The sequence below is a fragment of the Providencia sp. PROV040 genome (genome assembly GCF_032706145.1).
Lineage (GTDB): Bacteria > Pseudomonadota > Gammaproteobacteria > Enterobacterales > Enterobacteriaceae > Providencia > Providencia hangzhouensis.
Genome location: NZ_CP120530.1, coordinates 3371382 through 3387938 on the forward strand (window position 1 = coordinate 3371382; position 16557 = coordinate 3387938).

Below are 16557 nucleotides of genomic sequence, written 5' to 3' on the forward strand. Positions count from 1 at the left end.
ATCCATCAACAACCCGTAAAATTTATCGATATCACCATTAATTTGCTTTACCCCTTGCCAACCATGCCACACGAGAAAACATACTTTTCAACTGTAGCGGGATACTATCTGGACCTAACTCAGCCGCCCGATTAACAGTAGCTAATGCTAAATCCGGCTTCGATGTACGTGAAATCGCCTTAATAATCACTCGCCTTGTTGAAACCTTTGCATTATCTGGAATATCAGCAATTTCATGATAAAGTTTTCGAAACCCTTCACGATATAGGAAATGTTCCATATCTGGTGCGGGTAGCATCGTTAGCCTATCTCTATCTGAGGAATTAATTTTATTAGCATAATGCGTCGCTGTTGCCGCATATTTACGTCCTGCTTCATCACCATCAGTTAAAACATGCCATTCAATTCCCATTTTATTGGCAAACTTTAGCAGTGGTTTCAAACCACTTTGCGCAAATGCAATAACTTTTATTCCTTCTGTTTCAAAGTAATAGTTACACTGGCGCGAGAATTCATTCATCAGCCAAATTTCAGTTTCCCCTTCAACTAATAACCAACAGCGAGCGAACAAGGCTGACGGACGATTAAAGCGAATATGGAAAGAAATTTTACGTAATTCTTCAGCACTCAAATCATTTTCATTTAAACGATAAGCTGAAACTTTATTCGTATTACGAACCAGACGACATAAATCCTCCAAAGGCGCTAATGAAAGTAGCTCCCCTGAATTCGTCGTGGTGATCCTCTGTAGAGAAAATAAGCTAAATAAGCCCCATGCAATGGAAAGCATAATTGGGTGCAAACGCGTTTCAGGGTCTTCAACAATAATCAATGGCCGAGCGTATTTATCTAAATGAATATTACCCTTTGATTGTAATAAAGAAGAAAACATCCCTAAAATAATTAACCGAATATTACGTTGATTTGGTTTGGCAATTAACCGGTTAATATTATCAAGCGCTTTCCAACCGCGTTTACGCGGTTCTATTTTAACCATTGAATTATCTGAACGAATAATATGGGAGCTTTGCCCAGAGAAGTAATGGCTAAGCAACTGTTGCATGGCATCAACCCCATCACAGAGATCTTCATCACTTAAGCGTTCAGGGTTGTTGACCAATGCGCTAGTGAGTTCCTTAATACGAGCATTAAATAAGTCACGTACATCTTTTTGCCCTGAAACAATCGTTTCTGGATTAAGTGAGTGTAAAAAACGCGCATCACGAAGGCGAATAACAGGATACAACCGAATAATTTCTTTAATATATTTACCGACGTTGTCCAATGAAAGTTTATTACCACCTGCATTTAAAAAGCTTTTATCGACAACTATCGTGTCATCATCTTTAAGCTCTGCACTAACACGATAAAAAATATGTTTAAGGTCATCACCGTTATCTACCCAAACTGAGGCTAAGTTATGAAAACGATAGGATTGATGACGCCCTTTGCGGCGTTCACAAAATTTTAAGACTATCTGCAATGAACGGTAACGTGACTCATCATTCCCTGCGGGATAGTGAAAATCATGAAGACTGAACTGGTAATCTATATGTTCAGGAGAAAGAAGAAGGTCAAGAGCATCAAGTAAGCTCGACTTTCCCCATGAATTCTCGCCAACTAAAACTGTACTGTTATTCAGTTCTAATGAAAGGCGGTTAATCCCTCTAAATCCGTATATTTCCACACGTTCCAGGTACATATCACTCTCCTTGGAATATTTTTAGTTCACCCTAAATATTATTAGTTTTCATTACATATCGGGTGATTCCGTCAATTGGATATACTAAAGAACAATATTTAGAGCTTACCGATTAACCTTCTTTATTACTATAACTATGTATGTAAAATAAAAATTCTTCATAGCAAAATAGCAAACTATGTTGAGCATCTAATTGCAGTGTTATAAAATAGTAAAACTTTTATTTTTAGTGTTTTTGACCTATTTTTTATTAGTTAGCCAATAAAAACATTTTATAACAAAAAGAACTTTTAGCACGGGGCGTTAAATCGGGTTTGTACTTCAATAACCTAAATAAATAAAATTGTATAACCCTTTGTTTATATTTAGCTAGTCGATGGGATAACCTCTAAGGATGCGGCCATGTATTCAGGACTCTTAATTATTCTTCTACCATTAACGCTTGGTTATCTTATTCCTATTAAAAACAAGCAAATTCTCCATCGAGTACACCAATCCTTGAATTCAATGGTGTATGTTATTTTATTTTTAATGGGAATTACTCTTGCACTTCTTGAAAATTTAAGTGTTCACTTATTTTCTATTTTAATTTATGCAGTTACCTTTTTTGGTTGCATATTTTCATTGAATGTAATCTCACTGTTATTGCTGGATAAATTTGATCCTTGGAAAATTCCGCAACATAAACAAGAAAAACCACCTTCACGAATCAAAATGGTGCTCGAATCCTTACAACTATGCGGAGTGTTACTACTCGGATTTGTCGTTGGCCTAACTCATTTTGATTTTCTGCACTATGCCGACAAAGGGAGCCAATTGGCGTTAATGCTACTGCTATTACTCGTCGGTATCCAGCTACGTAACAGCGGCATGAGCATCAAGCAAATTTTAATCAACCGCCGCGGTACAACCATTGCGTTTGTCATGGCGGTCAGTGCATTAGCGGGTGGTGCGTTAGCCGCGTTCTTACTAGACCTTCCCGTGAAAATGGGGTTAGCGCTGGCTTCTGGCTTTGGCTGGTACTCATTAACAGGGATTGTCCTCACCGATGCTTATGGCCCAGTCATGGGGAGCGCTGCTTTTTTCAATGATTTAGCAAGGGAACTTGCTGCAATCATGCTTATTCCAATTATTATTAACCGTTACCGCTCAACCGCTCTTGGCATTTGTGGTTCAACATCAATGGATTTTACACTGCCTGTTTTACAACGTAGTGGTGGGGTTTCAATTGTCCCTGCCGCTATTGTTCACGGCTTCGTACTGAGTCTTATTACGCCAATTCTCATGGCCTTCTTTACATAGGTAAAATTTCAGTCACAATAGCTGTTAATTTGCGTGAATCAGGAAATTAACATGACAGATAAACAACGTGTTTTAGTGTTGGGCGCTAGTGGTTATATTGGTCAGAATCTGATCCCTAAACTCATTGAGCAAGGATATGACGTAACAGCAGGTGCACGTCGTGTTGATTGGATGTTATCTCAAGGCTGGCAAGATACCCAATGCATTTATGTGGATCTTCACGACCCTGAAACACTAAAAGGTGTCATGGAAGGCATCGATATTGTTTATTTCCTCGTTCATAGCATGGCCGACCAAGCCAATTTAGTCGAGCGTGAGCGTGCAGCCGCTCGCAACGTGCAACAAGCCCTTGAAGGCTCAAGCGTTAAACATGTTATCTATCTCAGTGCATTACAACACGGGCATACCTATTCACCACACCTAATTGCTCGACGTTTAACCGGTGATATTTTACGTGAAAGCCAAATCCCTGTTACCGAAATCCGCTCATCAATTATCGTTGGGTCTGGTTCTGCCGCATTCGAAATTATGCGTGATATGGTCTACAACTTAGCGATTTTAACGCCACCACGTTGGGTTCGTTCTAAATCGTCACCTATCGCCCTATCGAATATTTTGTATTATTTAACGCAACTGGCAAAAATACCAACAACTGAGAATCGGATTTTTGATGCAGGTGGCCCTGAGTTTATTAGCTACCAAGAGCTATTTAAGCGCTTTATTAAAGTCAGTGGTAAGCGGCGTTTACTTATTCCTATTCCGATCCCCATTAGTATGATTTCCGTGCATTTCATCAGTTTGATCACCTCCGTACCACCGTCAATCGCTAAGGAGTTAATTCAAGGCTTGCAGCACGACCTTCCCGCGGATGATAAAGCGTTACGAGAACTGATCCCCCAAACCTTAATTTCTTTTGATGATGCCGTTAGAACGACTTTAGCAGAAGAAGCCGATGCCGTTGATAACGCAGATTGGGGTTATGACCCAGAAGTCAGAAAACGCTGGCGTCCCGGCTATGGCTATTACCCAAAACAAGCGGGAGCAACCCTTGGAACAACAGCCAGTTCAGAATCGCTTTGGTATACAGTGCAACAAATCGGCGGAAAAAACGGCTATTTCTATGCCAATGGCCTGTGGAAAACTCGCGCCATCATGGACGATATGATGTTAAATAAAGTGAAGTACGGCCGCCCCGATCGTGAACAGCTCCAACTCGGTGATGAAATTGACGGCTGGCGCGTGATTAATCTTGAGCCTAATAAACAACTTAGCTTGTTATTTGGTATGAAAGCGCCAGGACTTGGCCGCCTAACTTTTACTATTCATGATAGCGGAAACCGCCGTTCAATCGATGTTCGGGCATGGTGGCACCCAGCTGGCTTTTGCGGCCTACTCTATTGGTTTGCCATGATGCCCGCACATTTATTTATTTTTAAGGGAATGGCAAAACGCATCAGCGAACTGGCTTATGAGCGAGATAAACAACTCGCTAAAGAACAGCAAGCAGAGCAACTGACCGTTAAATCGGAATAATTTTAGCGTAAAAACCAAATTTTTATGCAGAAATTATTGCATAAATATGCTCATAGGATTAATATCGCGGGTAGTGAAATAAGATATTATTGGTACACATGAGCATTCAATTAAAAAACATCAACTGTTTCTATGGTTCCCATCAGGCACTCTTTGATATCAATCTAGAGTGTTCTGCTGGTGAGACTATGGTATTACTTGGGCCAAGCGGGGCTGGTAAAAGCTCATTGTTACGTGTCCTCAATTTATTAGAAATGCCACGTTCAGGCCACTTGAATATTGTGGGTCAGCAATTTGACTTTTCTTCAGCTCCAGATGCGAAAGCGATTCGTGAGCTGCGTCAAAATGTAGGGATGGTATTTCAACAATATAATCTGTGGCCTCATCTGAGCGTTATGGACAACTTAATTGAAGCACCTTGCCGCGTATTAAAATTATCAAAGCAAGAAGCGCAAGCAAAAGCGTCTAAGTTATTAGAACGCTTACGGTTGTCGCAATTTGCTGATCGCTACCCCTTACATTTATCGGGTGGTCAGCAACAGCGTGTTGCGATTGCAAGAGCGCTAATGATGGAACCAAAAGTTTTATTATTTGATGAACCAACCGCGGCACTTGACCCAGAAATCACCGCTCAAGTTGTTGATATTATTCGTGAACTATCTGCAACTGGGATTACACAAGTCATCGTCACTCACGAAGTGGAAATTGCTCGCAAAACCGCTAGCCGTGTCGTGTATATGGAAAACGGCCATATAGTAGAACAAGGGGATGCAAGCCATTTCACTGCACCTCAAACAGAAGCATTTGCAAATTATCTGTCACATTAATAGATATAGGATTAAGCAATGAAAAAAATTATATTAGCTGCACTACTGGGCGCTGTAACCCTATCTGCAACTGCTGCGGAAAAAGAAACCATCCGTTTTGCAACAGAAGCGACTTACGCACCTTTTGAAATGTTCGATAAGAATAACCAAATCGTTGGCTTTGACGTTGATTTAGCCAATGCAATGTGTGAAAAAATGAATGCAACTTGTACATTTACTCACCAATCTTTCGACAGCTTAATCCCTAGCTTAAAATTCCGTCGCTTTGAAGCATTAATGGCAGGTATCGATATTACCCCTGAGCGCCAACAGCAAGTGGATTTCACTGAGACTTACTACCCTAACTCAGCAGAATTTATTGCTGTAAAAGAAAAAATCAGCTCAGTAGACCAATTAAAAGATAAAAAAATTGGTGTTCAAAACGGAACCACTCACCAAAAATACATCATGGAACAACATAAAGGGATGACAACCGTTCCTTATGATAACTACCAATCTGCTATTTTAGACCTACAAAATGGCCGTATCGATGCCGTCTTCGGTGATACCGCAGTTGCTGACGAATGGTTAAAAGCTAAAGGTAACGAAAACTTAGCTGCTGTTGGTGAAAAAGTGACTGACCCACAATATTTCGGTATTGGTTTAGGTATTGCGGTTCGTAAAGGGAATAAAGAGCTGTTGGATAAAATGAATAAAGCCTTAGCTGAAGTTAAAGCAGACGGCACTTATGATGCTATCCACAAAAAATGGTTTCAACAGTAATTGATATAATTAATGAGCAACTTTCTATTTTTAACAAGTGCCGCCGGTATCACCGTCGGCCTTGCTGTTTCTGCACTGGTTTTGGGGCTGATCCTCGCCATGTTATTTACTGCGTGGGAGTCCGTTCGTTTTAAACCTATTGCCTTTTTAGGGACCTGCTGGGTTACCTTGATCCGCGGTCTACCTGAATTATTGGTCGTATTATTTGTCTACTTCGGTACATTACAACTGATCAATTTGTTTGGTGATGGGTTCGATATAAACCTCGGTTTTTGGCAAACCACTATTCAAATCGACCCCAGCATTTTCTTTGCTAATAGTGGCGAATTTGACTATACCCCATTTGTTTGTGGTGTTATTGCCCTTGCCTTGTTGTACGCCTCTTATGCATCACAAACATTAAGAGGAGCTTTAAAAGCAGTACCTTATGGCCAGTGGGAAGCAGGTTTTGCATTAGGTTTAAACAAACGCACTATTTTCTTTCGGTTCATTATGCCGCAAATGTGGCGCCATGCGCTTCCAGGCTTAGGCAACCAATGGCTTGTATTATTAAAAGATACCGCGTTAGTTTCACTCATCAGTGTTAATGATTTGATGCTACAAACAAAAACAATCGTCAATAGAACTCACGAACCATTCACATGGTACGCCATTGTGGGTTTGATTTACCTTGCCATTACGTTAGTCAGTCAAGTTATCTTAAAACGTATTGAATTGCGTACTACTCGCTTTGAGCGAGGTGAATCAAAATGATGGATTTAATTTTAGATATTCTTCCAGGGCTACCAACCAGCTTATCACTAACGTTTAGCGCACTCATTGTGGCTTTTATCTTAGCGATATTATTTACTTTAGTTCTCTCGCTGAAAACCCCTGTGGTTTCTCAAGCCGTTAAAGTCTATATCACGCTTTTCACTGGTACGCCGTTATTGGTACAATTTTTCTTAATTTATAACGGTCCAAGTCAATTTAAATCATTGCAAGATTATCCCATGTTGTGGGATATTATTTCCACGCCTTGGGTCTGTGCAATGGTTGCATTGGCCTTAAACAGTGCGGCTTATTCCACTTTGTTATTCCACGGCGCAGTTAAAGCCATTCCATCAGGTCAATGGCAGTCTTGCCAAGCGCTTGGCATGAGTAAAATGCAAACCATGCGTATTATTTTGCCTTATGCCTTTAAGCGTTCGTTATCGTCCTATTCCAATGAAGTCGTCCTGATTTTCAAGAGTACGTCACTTGCCAGTACGATTACAATGTTAGATGTCATGGGCTACAGCCAACTGATCTTTGGTCAAAGCTGGAATGTGATGGCGTTTGTTGCTGCGGGAATTATTTATTTAGTGGTCAATGCAATTTTAACAGTGCTAATGCGTTTAATTGAACGCAAAGCGTTGGAATTTGAGCACAGAGGCTAGTTTTATCTCACTTTAATAGAAAGCTTGGTATTAAAACCAAGCTTTTTTTATATTATCTATTAATGAGTTAACCGTTTTAATAAAGTCAATACCTCATAATGCGCCGTATGAGGAAATAAATCAAACAATCGTGCCTTACAGACTTGATAGCCAGCCAACAGTTGTAAATCTTGCGCCATGGTTTGTGCATTACAGCTAGAATACAAAATATATTCAGGCTGCACATGGGAAAGGAAATCGCATAACTCTTTACCAATTCCTCGGCGTGGCGGATTGACTAAAATAAGCTGAGGGATATCCTGATTCGCCGTGGCAAAACGCGTTGAATCAAGGGCTTTAAACTCAACATGCTTTAATCCAAGTTCATCCGCGGATTGCTGTGCGCTGGCAATCGCTGGCGCACTGATTTCTATCCCTGTTAAGTGAGTGTCTTTTTCAGCACAGTGCAGCCCAAAGCCGCCCACGCCACAAAACAGATCCCACAAGCTATGAATATCTAACGCTTTAACCCATTCCCTTGCAGTTTGGTATAACTTTGCCGCCACAATAGGATTGGTTTGAAAAAAACTTTGCGGGCGGATAAACAGAGGAACTTGATTAAATTCTTCACGTAAAACGTGCTGCTCAGTTAGAAATACTTCCTGTTCCCCTTCCAATATTGCCATATGTATAGGTTGAATATTGGCGGTGATCACCTCAAGCTGTGGCAACTGTACTTGTAGCCATGGAAGTGCGTTTCTTAACTGCTCAATTTTTTTCTCTGAGCGCAAAACAAACCGCAGCATGAATTTCCCAGAGTAATGACTTTGGGTTAATAATAGGTATTTTAATTCACCGCGTTTGCGCTCAATGTTATAAGGCGTCAACCCTGCCCTTGCAATAAAAGGAATAATGGCACTAAACACATCAGAAAAGGCATCTGGATACAACGGGCAGTCCGTTAAATCTACACCTTGCCCATCTCGCCCAACAATACCTAAAATTGGCTTCTCAACACTACCACTAACGACCATTTTGGCTTTATTACGAAAAGCCGTTTGCGGCCCTGTCACTGGAGGCTGAAATAAAGAAGTATCAATAGCAGGCAAAAGAGCCTGTAGTTGGCTCTGCTTTTCGGTAATTTGCTGTTCAGGCGTTAATGTTAGCCATTGGCATGAATGGCATTGCCCTGTGGCATATTTTTCACAATGCATAGCAAAAACTTAGTGGAGAATAACTGAAGGTTTGTCATCAAGAGAAAGCTCAGAGCCTTCTTCAGAGCTGTCATCATCTTCACTAAAGTCATCTTGATTCGCATATAACAAATTATTGCTAAAGATTTCAAAGACAATAGCTGAAATTTGCTCTTCCGCTTGCTGTAAAAAATGGCAGAATTGACGATACGTCATTCCTGCTTCTAATGAAAATGATTGGCTAACAATCAATTTAGGCAAGTTTTCATTGTTTATTTCAAGGAAAACTTTTGCCGTTAATGAGCTGGCATTAATTTGGCTGATATTCGCCACTAACGTCACAATCGCTGTCGGTTTGAGTTCAGCTAATGCAGACAACACCAAAACATTATTTAAAATATCGAGCTTTGCATCAAAAATACCGTCTATATTTTGCATATGAGGTAAATGTAATGCAGAGCAGGAATCACACTCGAAATAAGAGGTTTTGAGTTGGTCTAACCATTCACGTAACTTAGTGATGTCAGGGTAACAAATAGAATCCATGGATAGTAACCTTCTTCAACTCAAAATAGTCGTGCAATATCGATTTGTTAGGGTTCTGGCACATTTTCCCCCTAACTAAAAAACGAATAATTCTCACACATTGTAGAGCGAAACACCAGTAAAACCACGCTCAATCTACTTATTCATCTGGTTTATTATCTGTAGAGTCTGGCTTTTTAGATACATTCTTTTCTGGTTGTTTATTATCAATGCCCAAAAAACTCAGGCCATGAATTGCTCGCCAGACAATATTGACCATTGCGGGGACCAAACAGCCAATGCCGACCATAATCATGCTCACGATCGCCCCTGGCTGCATTAAAGGCTCCGGCAATGTGATATAGTCATTTGTTGCTAACAAAACAATAATAAGCAGAATGATACCCACACCTTCTAACACGATAATGGGCTTTGGCATGTCCGCTAGTGAACGCATTGTCCCTTTAGACTGAGGTTTATTGCTCATTCTTTTTCTCCTCTCATTATTGTGTCACTTTCTCAAACTGAGAATTATATGTCATACCTATAGGTATAACAGGAAAATTCGACTTTTATTTCATAACTTATGTAGGCATAGTATTGAGCATTGCAATTAGAATCTGAGCTCAAGATAAAAAGGAGATACTATGTATACTGTTATTTTTGGTCGTCCTGGCTGCCCATACTGTGTTCGTGCAAAAGAACTCGCTGAAAAACTGAAAAATGAACGTGAAGATTTTGACTACCGCTACGTTGATATTCAAGCTGAAGGTATTTCTAAAGAAGATTTATCTAAAACTGTTGGCAAACCTGTTGAAACCGTTCCACAAATTTTTATTGATGAGCAACATATTGGTGGATGCACAGATTTCGAAGCTTACACAAAAGAAAATTTGAATCTATACAAATAATTAGCCCCTTCTGTTTTTCATCTCAACAAGCAAAGTTGTTCACTTATTTATAGGTGTTAACACTTTGCTTGTTCTTTTTGTGCTATTTAAGCCAAATTTAATAAAAATATTGTACTTTTTTTCATCTAGGTGAGAACTTTCTTTTTTAGACGGGGTCTTAATTAGTGCCACTGCTTTTCTTTGATGTCCCCATATTGAGGAGCCCGATAGCCAACTATTTGTTTTCATGCTATCGGGTTTTTTGTTTCTAACGGCTGGGTTCGCCTTGCAATGTAATGATTAATCTACGTTTTCCACCATAATTTCGGTGCTCACATAAATAAATCCCCTGCCACGTCCCCATGTTTAAACACCCTTTAGTAATTGGAATAGTCAAACTTGCACCCAATAAACTGCTTTTTAAGTGCGCAGGCATGTCATCACTTCCTTCATAATCATGCTTATAATAAGGTTCATTTTCAGGAACGGCCTGATTGAAAAAGCTCTCGAAATCTTCCCTGACAGTGTAATCTGCATTTTCATTGATTGTTAAAGATGCTGATGTATGTTGAATAAAAATATTCGCTAAACCAACCTTGATTAAGCTAAGTTCAGGAAGTTGCTTGAGAATTTCTTCTGTCACTAAATGAAACCCTCTCGCTTTTGCGCTAAGTTGTATCTCTTTTTGCCACCACATCACTTTTTCTCTCTTGACTTATCTAAACTCATTACTGCACTAAATAATTATTGAGTAAATGTTAAACCGCAAGTAAATTTGTCGCATATAGCTTTCAATAATAAGACAAAGGGACTTTACCTGCTCATTAAGAAACTTTAATCTCCCCCTTTTATATCTATTCTGTCTCACTAACCATCTGACCGAGGTACTGAACTGTGCTGGAACAACTTAACCTTGATCTATTCAATTTGATCAATGCGACTCCAGAAACCGCTAGTGGAACCATTGCTGTAGCGAACGTGATTGCGAAACGCTTAATTCTATTATTTCCACTATTTACTGTTGCTTGTTGGTTTTGGGGCGTCCAGCCAAATATGACTCGCCAACGTGCCTTTGCTTGTAAAGCAGCCATTGCTATCGTCATTGGCTTAACCATTTCATGGCTAGTGGGCTATTTCGCGCCGCATGACCGCCCATTTGTCATGGGAATTGGCACTAATTTCTCCGAGCATGAAGCCACGCCTTCATTCCCAAGTAACCATGGCACGATTGTCTTTACATTCGCTTTTGCATTTCTTTTCTGGCTAAGAACTTGGGTTGGCCTCGTGATGATGATCCCCGCTGTCGTTATTGCTTGGTCACGTATTTACCTCGGTGTTCATTGGCCTTTAGATATGGCAGGTGCCTTTATACTGGCGATTGTCGCATGCGGTTTGGCCCAGATCCTCTGGTCTGTTGGTGCGTATAAAATTCAATTACCTATCACTCGGCTATATAGTTTTATTTTTGCCTCTCTTATTCGTAAAGGTTGGTTTCAACCATAACAACGTATATTCAAATACTGGCATTAATTAATGCCAGTATGTTTAGCATTATAAAAATTGCGCTAAATCAAAGTTTCTGTTTATTTCCATTCTCATGATTAAAACTTTTTTGAAGTTATCAATAAAATTATTAAAACAATTACTTAACAAATATCTTGTTACCTATTTTAATTATTTTTTTCGTTGCAAAAAAAGTGGCAAATATAAGCACAAAAAAAACGTAAAATAATTAATATATAGTTATCTTTCCTCCAATTTTTAAACTAATTAGTTACGCAATAAATCAATCTAAAAAATAAAAATATTTTATTTATTTTCAATAACTTATATCACAACCCTAACAATTAACTTGTACTATTGTTACAGTACAGTTCAATATTTATATTGATATGGATGATATTTTAATCAGCTCAATTTTAATCATTAATATAATAATATTTTTCTAACAGAATTTAATTCTGCTCACATTTAAGTAAAGCTTAACTTATTCACCCACTATTTAATTGCTAATAAAAACAAACTTAACACAAATTTATTTAACATTTTTATAAAATATAATTATATCTCGCAATCTTGGGGGATATTTCTCTTTTGAGATAATGATCACGGCATTTTATTCTGGTAAACTATAAATTCACACACTCAAAATCCAATGTTAAAATTTAATGATAAAAATACAAAACTGATTGAAAATCAATTTACCGTCAATTTTAGTTTTATTTCCAATCAGATTGTTACGCAAAAGAAAACAATTGTTATTGAGTAATTGTTCGTACCAAAAGATTAAAAGGTCGTAACGCATTTGCAGTTACGCTAAATGATTTTTTTGACTTATATTTTCGGAGACTATTATGGATGCAACAAAAGTTGGTTCCATCGACAAAACGGCCTCGCAAACAGTAAATAGTAGTGCTTGGCGCAAAACTGACACAGTATGGATGCTGGGTTTATATGGTACAGCTATCGGTGCTGGGGTATTGTTTTTGCCAATCAATGCAGGTATGAGTGGTTTATTACCTGTTTTACTGATGCTGGTATTAGCCTTCCCAATGACATTTTTTGCTCACCGTGGGTTAACACGCTTCGTTCTTTCTGGTTCAAAACCTGATGGTGATATCACTGAAGTTGTAGAAGAACATTTTGGTCGCACAGCAGGAAACTGGATCACCCTACTCTACTTCTTTGCTATTTACCCTATTCTTCTTGTTTATGGTGTTTCCATCACCAATAACGTCAATAAATTCTTAACCGAATTATTGGGCGTTGGCGCACCACCACGCTGGTTACTTGCCTTGATCCTTGTAGGCGGAGTGATGGCGATTGTGGCATTCGGTGAAAAATACATCGTAAAAGTCATGAGTATGTTAGTGTTTCCATTTATCGCCGTGCTGGTTGCATTCTCACTGTATATGATCCCACATTGGTCTGGTGATGTACTAAATACATTAACTTGGGAAGGTATCACTGAAGCAACAAAAAATACCGGCGGACAAAGCATCTGGGTCACTATTTGGCTAACAATCCCAGTGATGGTATTCGCATTTAACCACTCGCCAATTATCTCCGCTTTCTCCGTTGCAAAACGTGAAGAATACGGTGATGCAGCTGAACAAAAATGTTCACGGATCCTTGCTTCTGCACACATTCTGATGGTGCTGACAGTTATGTTCTTCGTGATAAGCTGTGTCTTTACCTTATCTTCAGCGGATCTTGCACAAGCTAAAGCACAAAATATCAGTATTCTTGACTACCTGTCTGGCTATTTTGACCAGCCATTCATTAAATATGCAGCTGCAATCATTGCCTTTATTGCAATTATTAAATCCTTCCTTGGTCACTATTTAGGTGCTCGTGAAGGTTTCAATGGTCTAGTTGAACGTGCTTACCGTGCAAAAGGTAAAACAATTGATGTTCGCAAGTTAAACCGCGGTACTGCAATCTTCATGTTAGTCACAACTTGGTTAGTGGCAACATTGAACCCAGGTGTGCTAGATATTATTGAAAGCCTCGGTGGCCCAGTTATCGCTATCTTACTGTTCTTAATGCCAATGTATGCAATTAGCAAGGTACCAGCAATGCGTAAATACTCAGGTAAAATCAGCAATGTATTTATCGTAATTATGGGTCTGGTCGCTATCTCTGCGGCAACATATAAGTTATTCTTCTAATTGAAGCCACTAGGTAGCGACCAACAACGGAAGCTACCTAATTTCAATGACTTTCTACAAAAGGAAGCACTGAATATGATTAGTGTATTTGATATCTTCAAAATTGGCATCGGCCCTTCTAGTTCCCATACCGTCGGCCCAATGAAAGCGGGCAAACAGTTTGTTGACGACCTTATCCAGCAAAAATTACTCTCTCGCACAACACGAATTGCAGTTGATGTATATGGTTCGCTCTCTTTAACGGGTAAAGGCCATGCAACGGATATGGCGATTATTATGGGTCTTGCGGGTAACTTACCGGATACCATTGATATTGACGCTATTCCTGCTTTTATGCGTAATGTTGAGCAAACTGAAAGGCTCTCCCTTGCACATGGGCAACATGAAGTTGATTTCCCTACTGAAGGGGGGATGAATTTTCATACAACCAATCTCCCCCTCCATGAAAATGGAATGAGTATTACGGCATTCAGTGGTGATGATGTTATTTACAGCAAAAATTACTATTCTATCGGCGGTGGTTTTATTGTCGATGAAGAACATTTTGGCCAGTCAGACGAAAATGCAGTTCAAGTCCCTTACCCATTTAAATATGCGGCCGACCTGCAAAAACATTGTAAAGACACAGGGTTATCACTTTCCGCACTCGTGATGCAGAATGAATTAGCGTTACGCAGTAAAGAAGAAATTCAGCAATATCTCTCGTCCGTATGGGATGTCATGAAATCCGGTATTGAACGGGGAGTGACAACCGAAGGTTTACTACCAGGCCCATTACGTGTGCCACGTCGAGCAGCAGCGTTACGTCGTCAACTCGTAACAACCGATAACACCAATATGGACCCAATGGCCGTCATTGATTGGATCAATATGTATGCGCTTGCCGTTAACGAAGAAAATGCAGCGGGTGGTCGTGTTGTAACGGCACCAACGAATGGAGCCTGTGGCATTATTCCTGCGGTATTAGCTTACTATGACAAATTCATTCGCCCTGTGAATGAAAATTCCTATACCCGTTATTTTCTAGTTTCCGGTGTCATTGGTGCATTATATAAAATGAATGCGTCAATTTCCGGCGCCGAAGTGGGCTGCCAAGGAGAAGTGGGTGTTGCTTGTTCGATGGCCGCTGCGGGGCTCGCCGAATTAATGGGCGGTAGCCCTGAGCAAGTGTGTATCGCAGCAGAAATTGCCATGGAGCATAACTTAGGTCTCACCTGCGACCCTGTTGGAGGGCAAGTTCAAGTACCTTGTATTGAACGTAACGCCATTGCTTCCGTTAAAGCCGTAAATGCAGCACGCATGGCATTACGCCGTGTCAGTGACCCACGTGTTTGCCTCGATAAAGTCATTGAAACCATGTATGAAACTGGTAAAGATATTAACGCTAAGTATCGTGAAACATCCCAAGGGGGATTAGCGATTAAATTGGCTCACTGCGAATAGCATTTGTTTATCTATCGTCTCTATAAAAATGCCTGCTAATGCAGGCATTTTTTGTTCACATCATTTTCATTTAATCATTATTAACCGAAAATGGCACTCCACCAGCCACTAATCGTTTTCATGATGTAATCCCAAATACGACCGAAAAATCCCGCTTCCTCAACGGCACTTTTTGCAACTAGAGGATGCTGTTCGACGATTTCATCATTCAGAATAAAGTTAATCGTTCCTACCGCTTGGTTTTTAGCAAGAGGCGCTTCAAGTGAATCGTTAGTTAGTTGAATATCCACTTTCAAGTTTTGCAATTGCCCTTTAGGAATCGTAATTGAAACATCATCGGCAACCCCTAAATCAACTTCTGAAGTATCACCAAACCAGACACGCTGCTTTTTCAGTGTGGCATCTGCCTTAATTGGCGTGACTGTTTCAAAGAAACGGAAACCCCAAGTGAGTAATTTTTCGCTTTCAGAAAAACGCACACGGTCACTTGGCGCTCCCAACACAACTGAAATCAAACGCATATCGCCTTCTGTTGCAGAGGCGACTAGGTTATGGCCTGCTCCACTCGTGTGCCCAGTTTTTACGCCATCCACTTTTAAATTTTGGTTCCATAACAGACGGTTACGGTTTGGTTGACGAATTTTATTAAAGGTAAACTCTTTTTCCTTGTGCAGTGCGTATTCATCGGGAACATCACGGATCATTGCTTGGGTTAACAATGCCATATCCCGTGCAGTACTATATTGCCCCTCTGAATCGAGGCCATGAACGGTTTTAAAATGGGTATTCTTTAAACCAATCTTTTGCACGTATTGATTCATTAAACTCACAAATGAGTCTTGGCTACCTGCAACATAATCGGCAAGAGCAATACTGGCATCATTCCCTGACTGGATCACGATCCCTTTATTTAAATCCAATACGGAAACACGATCTTTTGGCTTTAAAAACATCAAAGAAGAGCCTTTAAGAACAGGGTTTCCCGTTGCCCATGCATCTTCACCTACCGTAACCATATCCTGTGGGGTAATTTTCCCTGCATTCACCGCTTGCCCAATCACATAGCTGGTCATAATTTTTGTTAAACTTGCGGGATCTAAGCGTTCATCTGGATTCCCAGACGCTAAAATTTTACCGCTATTATAATCCATCAAAACAAACGCTTTTGCATCGACTTGAGGAGCAACCGGTGTCTGCGCCGCATAAGCACTGGTACTTACGGCAACCAAAAGGCTCAACCCAATACCAGCTCGGCGGGTTTTTAAAGACAACATTTTCTTACTCATCGGTTATTCCTTCACTTAATTCTACA

The 16557-nt window shown here is 39.9% G+C and carries 16 protein-coding genes; 10 read left to right on the top strand and 6 right to left on the bottom strand.

From position 1 onward, the window contains the following. Positions 1–37: 37 nt before the first annotated feature. On the bottom strand, positions 38–1702 hold the full coding sequence (locus P3L40_RS15640) for a DUF2813 domain-containing protein (protein ID WP_004256400.1): 1665 nt from the start codon (positions 1700–1702) through the stop codon (positions 38–40). 402 nt (positions 1703–2104) lie between these two features. On the opposite strand from P3L40_RS15640, the gene P3L40_RS15645 reads away from it, so the two are divergent. The 6 genes from P3L40_RS15645 (at position 2105) to artM (ending at position 7544) form a co-directional block, all read left to right on the top strand. Beyond that, positions 2105–3004 carry a lysine exporter LysO family protein gene (locus P3L40_RS15645; protein ID WP_004256402.1) on the top strand — a complete coding sequence of 300 codons (900 nt, stop codon included), beginning with the start codon at positions 2105–2107 and terminating at the stop codon, positions 3002–3004. Positions 3005–3055: 51 nt separating this feature from the next. Next, positions 3056–4537: a DUF2867 domain-containing protein gene (locus P3L40_RS15650; RefSeq protein ID WP_004256403.1), complete on the top strand. Its 1482-nt coding sequence runs from the start codon at positions 3056–3058 to the stop codon at positions 4535–4537. A 98-nt stretch (positions 4538–4635) separates the two neighbouring features. After that, complete coding sequence (gene artP / locus P3L40_RS15655) at positions 4636–5364, top strand: arginine ABC transporter ATP-binding protein ArtP (protein WP_004256404.1); 729 nt, start codon at positions 4636–4638, stop codon at positions 5362–5364. Between the two features lie 18 nt (positions 5365–5382). Continuing rightward, positions 5383–6126: an arginine ABC transporter substrate-binding protein gene (gene artJ / locus P3L40_RS15660; RefSeq protein WP_004256405.1), complete on the top strand. Its 744-nt coding sequence runs from the start codon at positions 5383–5385 to the stop codon at positions 6124–6126. A 12-nt stretch (positions 6127–6138) separates the two neighbouring features. Continuing rightward, positions 6139–6879 carry an arginine ABC transporter permease ArtQ gene (gene artQ / locus P3L40_RS15665; protein ID WP_004256406.1) on the top strand — a complete coding sequence of 247 codons (741 nt, stop codon included), beginning with the start codon at positions 6139–6141 and terminating at the stop codon, positions 6877–6879. Then, positions 6876–7544: an arginine ABC transporter permease ArtM gene (gene artM, locus P3L40_RS15670; RefSeq protein WP_136134444.1), complete on the top strand. Its 669-nt coding sequence runs from the start codon at positions 6876–6878 to the stop codon at positions 7542–7544. The genes artQ and artM overlap by 4 nt, the downstream gene beginning before the upstream one ends. A 59-nt stretch (positions 7545–7603) precedes the next feature. Here the strand turns inward: artM and rlmC are convergent, their stop codons facing one another. From rlmC to P3L40_RS15685, 3 genes are all read right to left on the bottom strand, one after another. Beyond that, positions 7604–8737: a 23S rRNA (uracil(747)-C(5))-methyltransferase RlmC gene (gene rlmC / locus P3L40_RS15675; RefSeq protein WP_136134443.1), complete on the bottom strand. Its 1134-nt coding sequence runs from the start codon at positions 8735–8737 to the stop codon at positions 7604–7606. Positions 8738–8746: 9 nt separating this feature from the next. Continuing rightward, positions 8747–9262, bottom strand: coding sequence for a YbjN domain-containing protein (locus P3L40_RS15680; RefSeq protein WP_096864157.1), 516 nt, complete (start codon positions 9260–9262; stop codon positions 8747–8749). A gap of 139 nt (positions 9263–9401) precedes the next feature. After that, positions 9402–9728, bottom strand: coding sequence for a YbjC family protein (locus P3L40_RS15685; RefSeq protein ID WP_004256421.1), 327 nt, complete (start codon positions 9726–9728; stop codon positions 9402–9404). Positions 9729–9888: 160 nt separating this feature from the next. On the opposite strand from P3L40_RS15685, the gene P3L40_RS15690 reads away from it, so the two are divergent. After that, the gene (locus P3L40_RS15690; protein ID WP_210852870.1) at positions 9889–10152 is read left to right on the top strand and encodes a GrxA family glutaredoxin; all 264 of its coding nucleotides are present in this window, start codon (positions 9889–9891) and stop codon (positions 10150–10152) included. 247 nt (positions 10153–10399) lie between these two features. Here P3L40_RS15690 and P3L40_RS15695 read toward each other — a convergent pair whose 3' ends face one another. Next, complete coding sequence (locus P3L40_RS15695) at positions 10400–10828, bottom strand: secondary thiamine-phosphate synthase enzyme YjbQ (RefSeq protein ID WP_094960656.1); 429 nt, start codon at positions 10826–10828, stop codon at positions 10400–10402. A gap of 197 nt (positions 10829–11025) precedes the next feature. Between P3L40_RS15695 and ybjG the strand changes: the two genes are divergently transcribed. From ybjG to P3L40_RS15710, 3 genes are all read left to right on the top strand, one after another. Continuing rightward, entirely contained in the window at positions 11026–11634 is a 609-nt protein-coding gene (ybjG, locus tag P3L40_RS15700; RefSeq protein ID WP_136134442.1) for an undecaprenyl-diphosphate phosphatase, read from the top strand. Positions 11635–12485: 851 nt separating this feature from the next. Beyond that, positions 12486–13802, top strand: a complete 1317-nt coding sequence (locus tag P3L40_RS15705; protein ID WP_004256437.1) for a serine/threonine transporter — start codon at positions 12486–12488, stop codon at positions 13800–13802. Between the two features lie 75 nt (positions 13803–13877). Further along, positions 13878–15245 carry an L-serine ammonia-lyase gene (locus P3L40_RS15710; protein ID WP_210852873.1) on the top strand — a complete coding sequence of 456 codons (1368 nt, stop codon included), beginning with the start codon at positions 13878–13880 and terminating at the stop codon, positions 15243–15245. An 80-nt stretch (positions 15246–15325) separates the two neighbouring features. Here P3L40_RS15710 and P3L40_RS15715 read toward each other — a convergent pair whose 3' ends face one another. Further along, complete coding sequence (locus P3L40_RS15715) at positions 15326–16531, bottom strand: serine hydrolase (RefSeq protein ID WP_094960653.1); 1206 nt, start codon at positions 16529–16531, stop codon at positions 15326–15328. Positions 16532–16557: the final 26 nt, after the last annotated feature.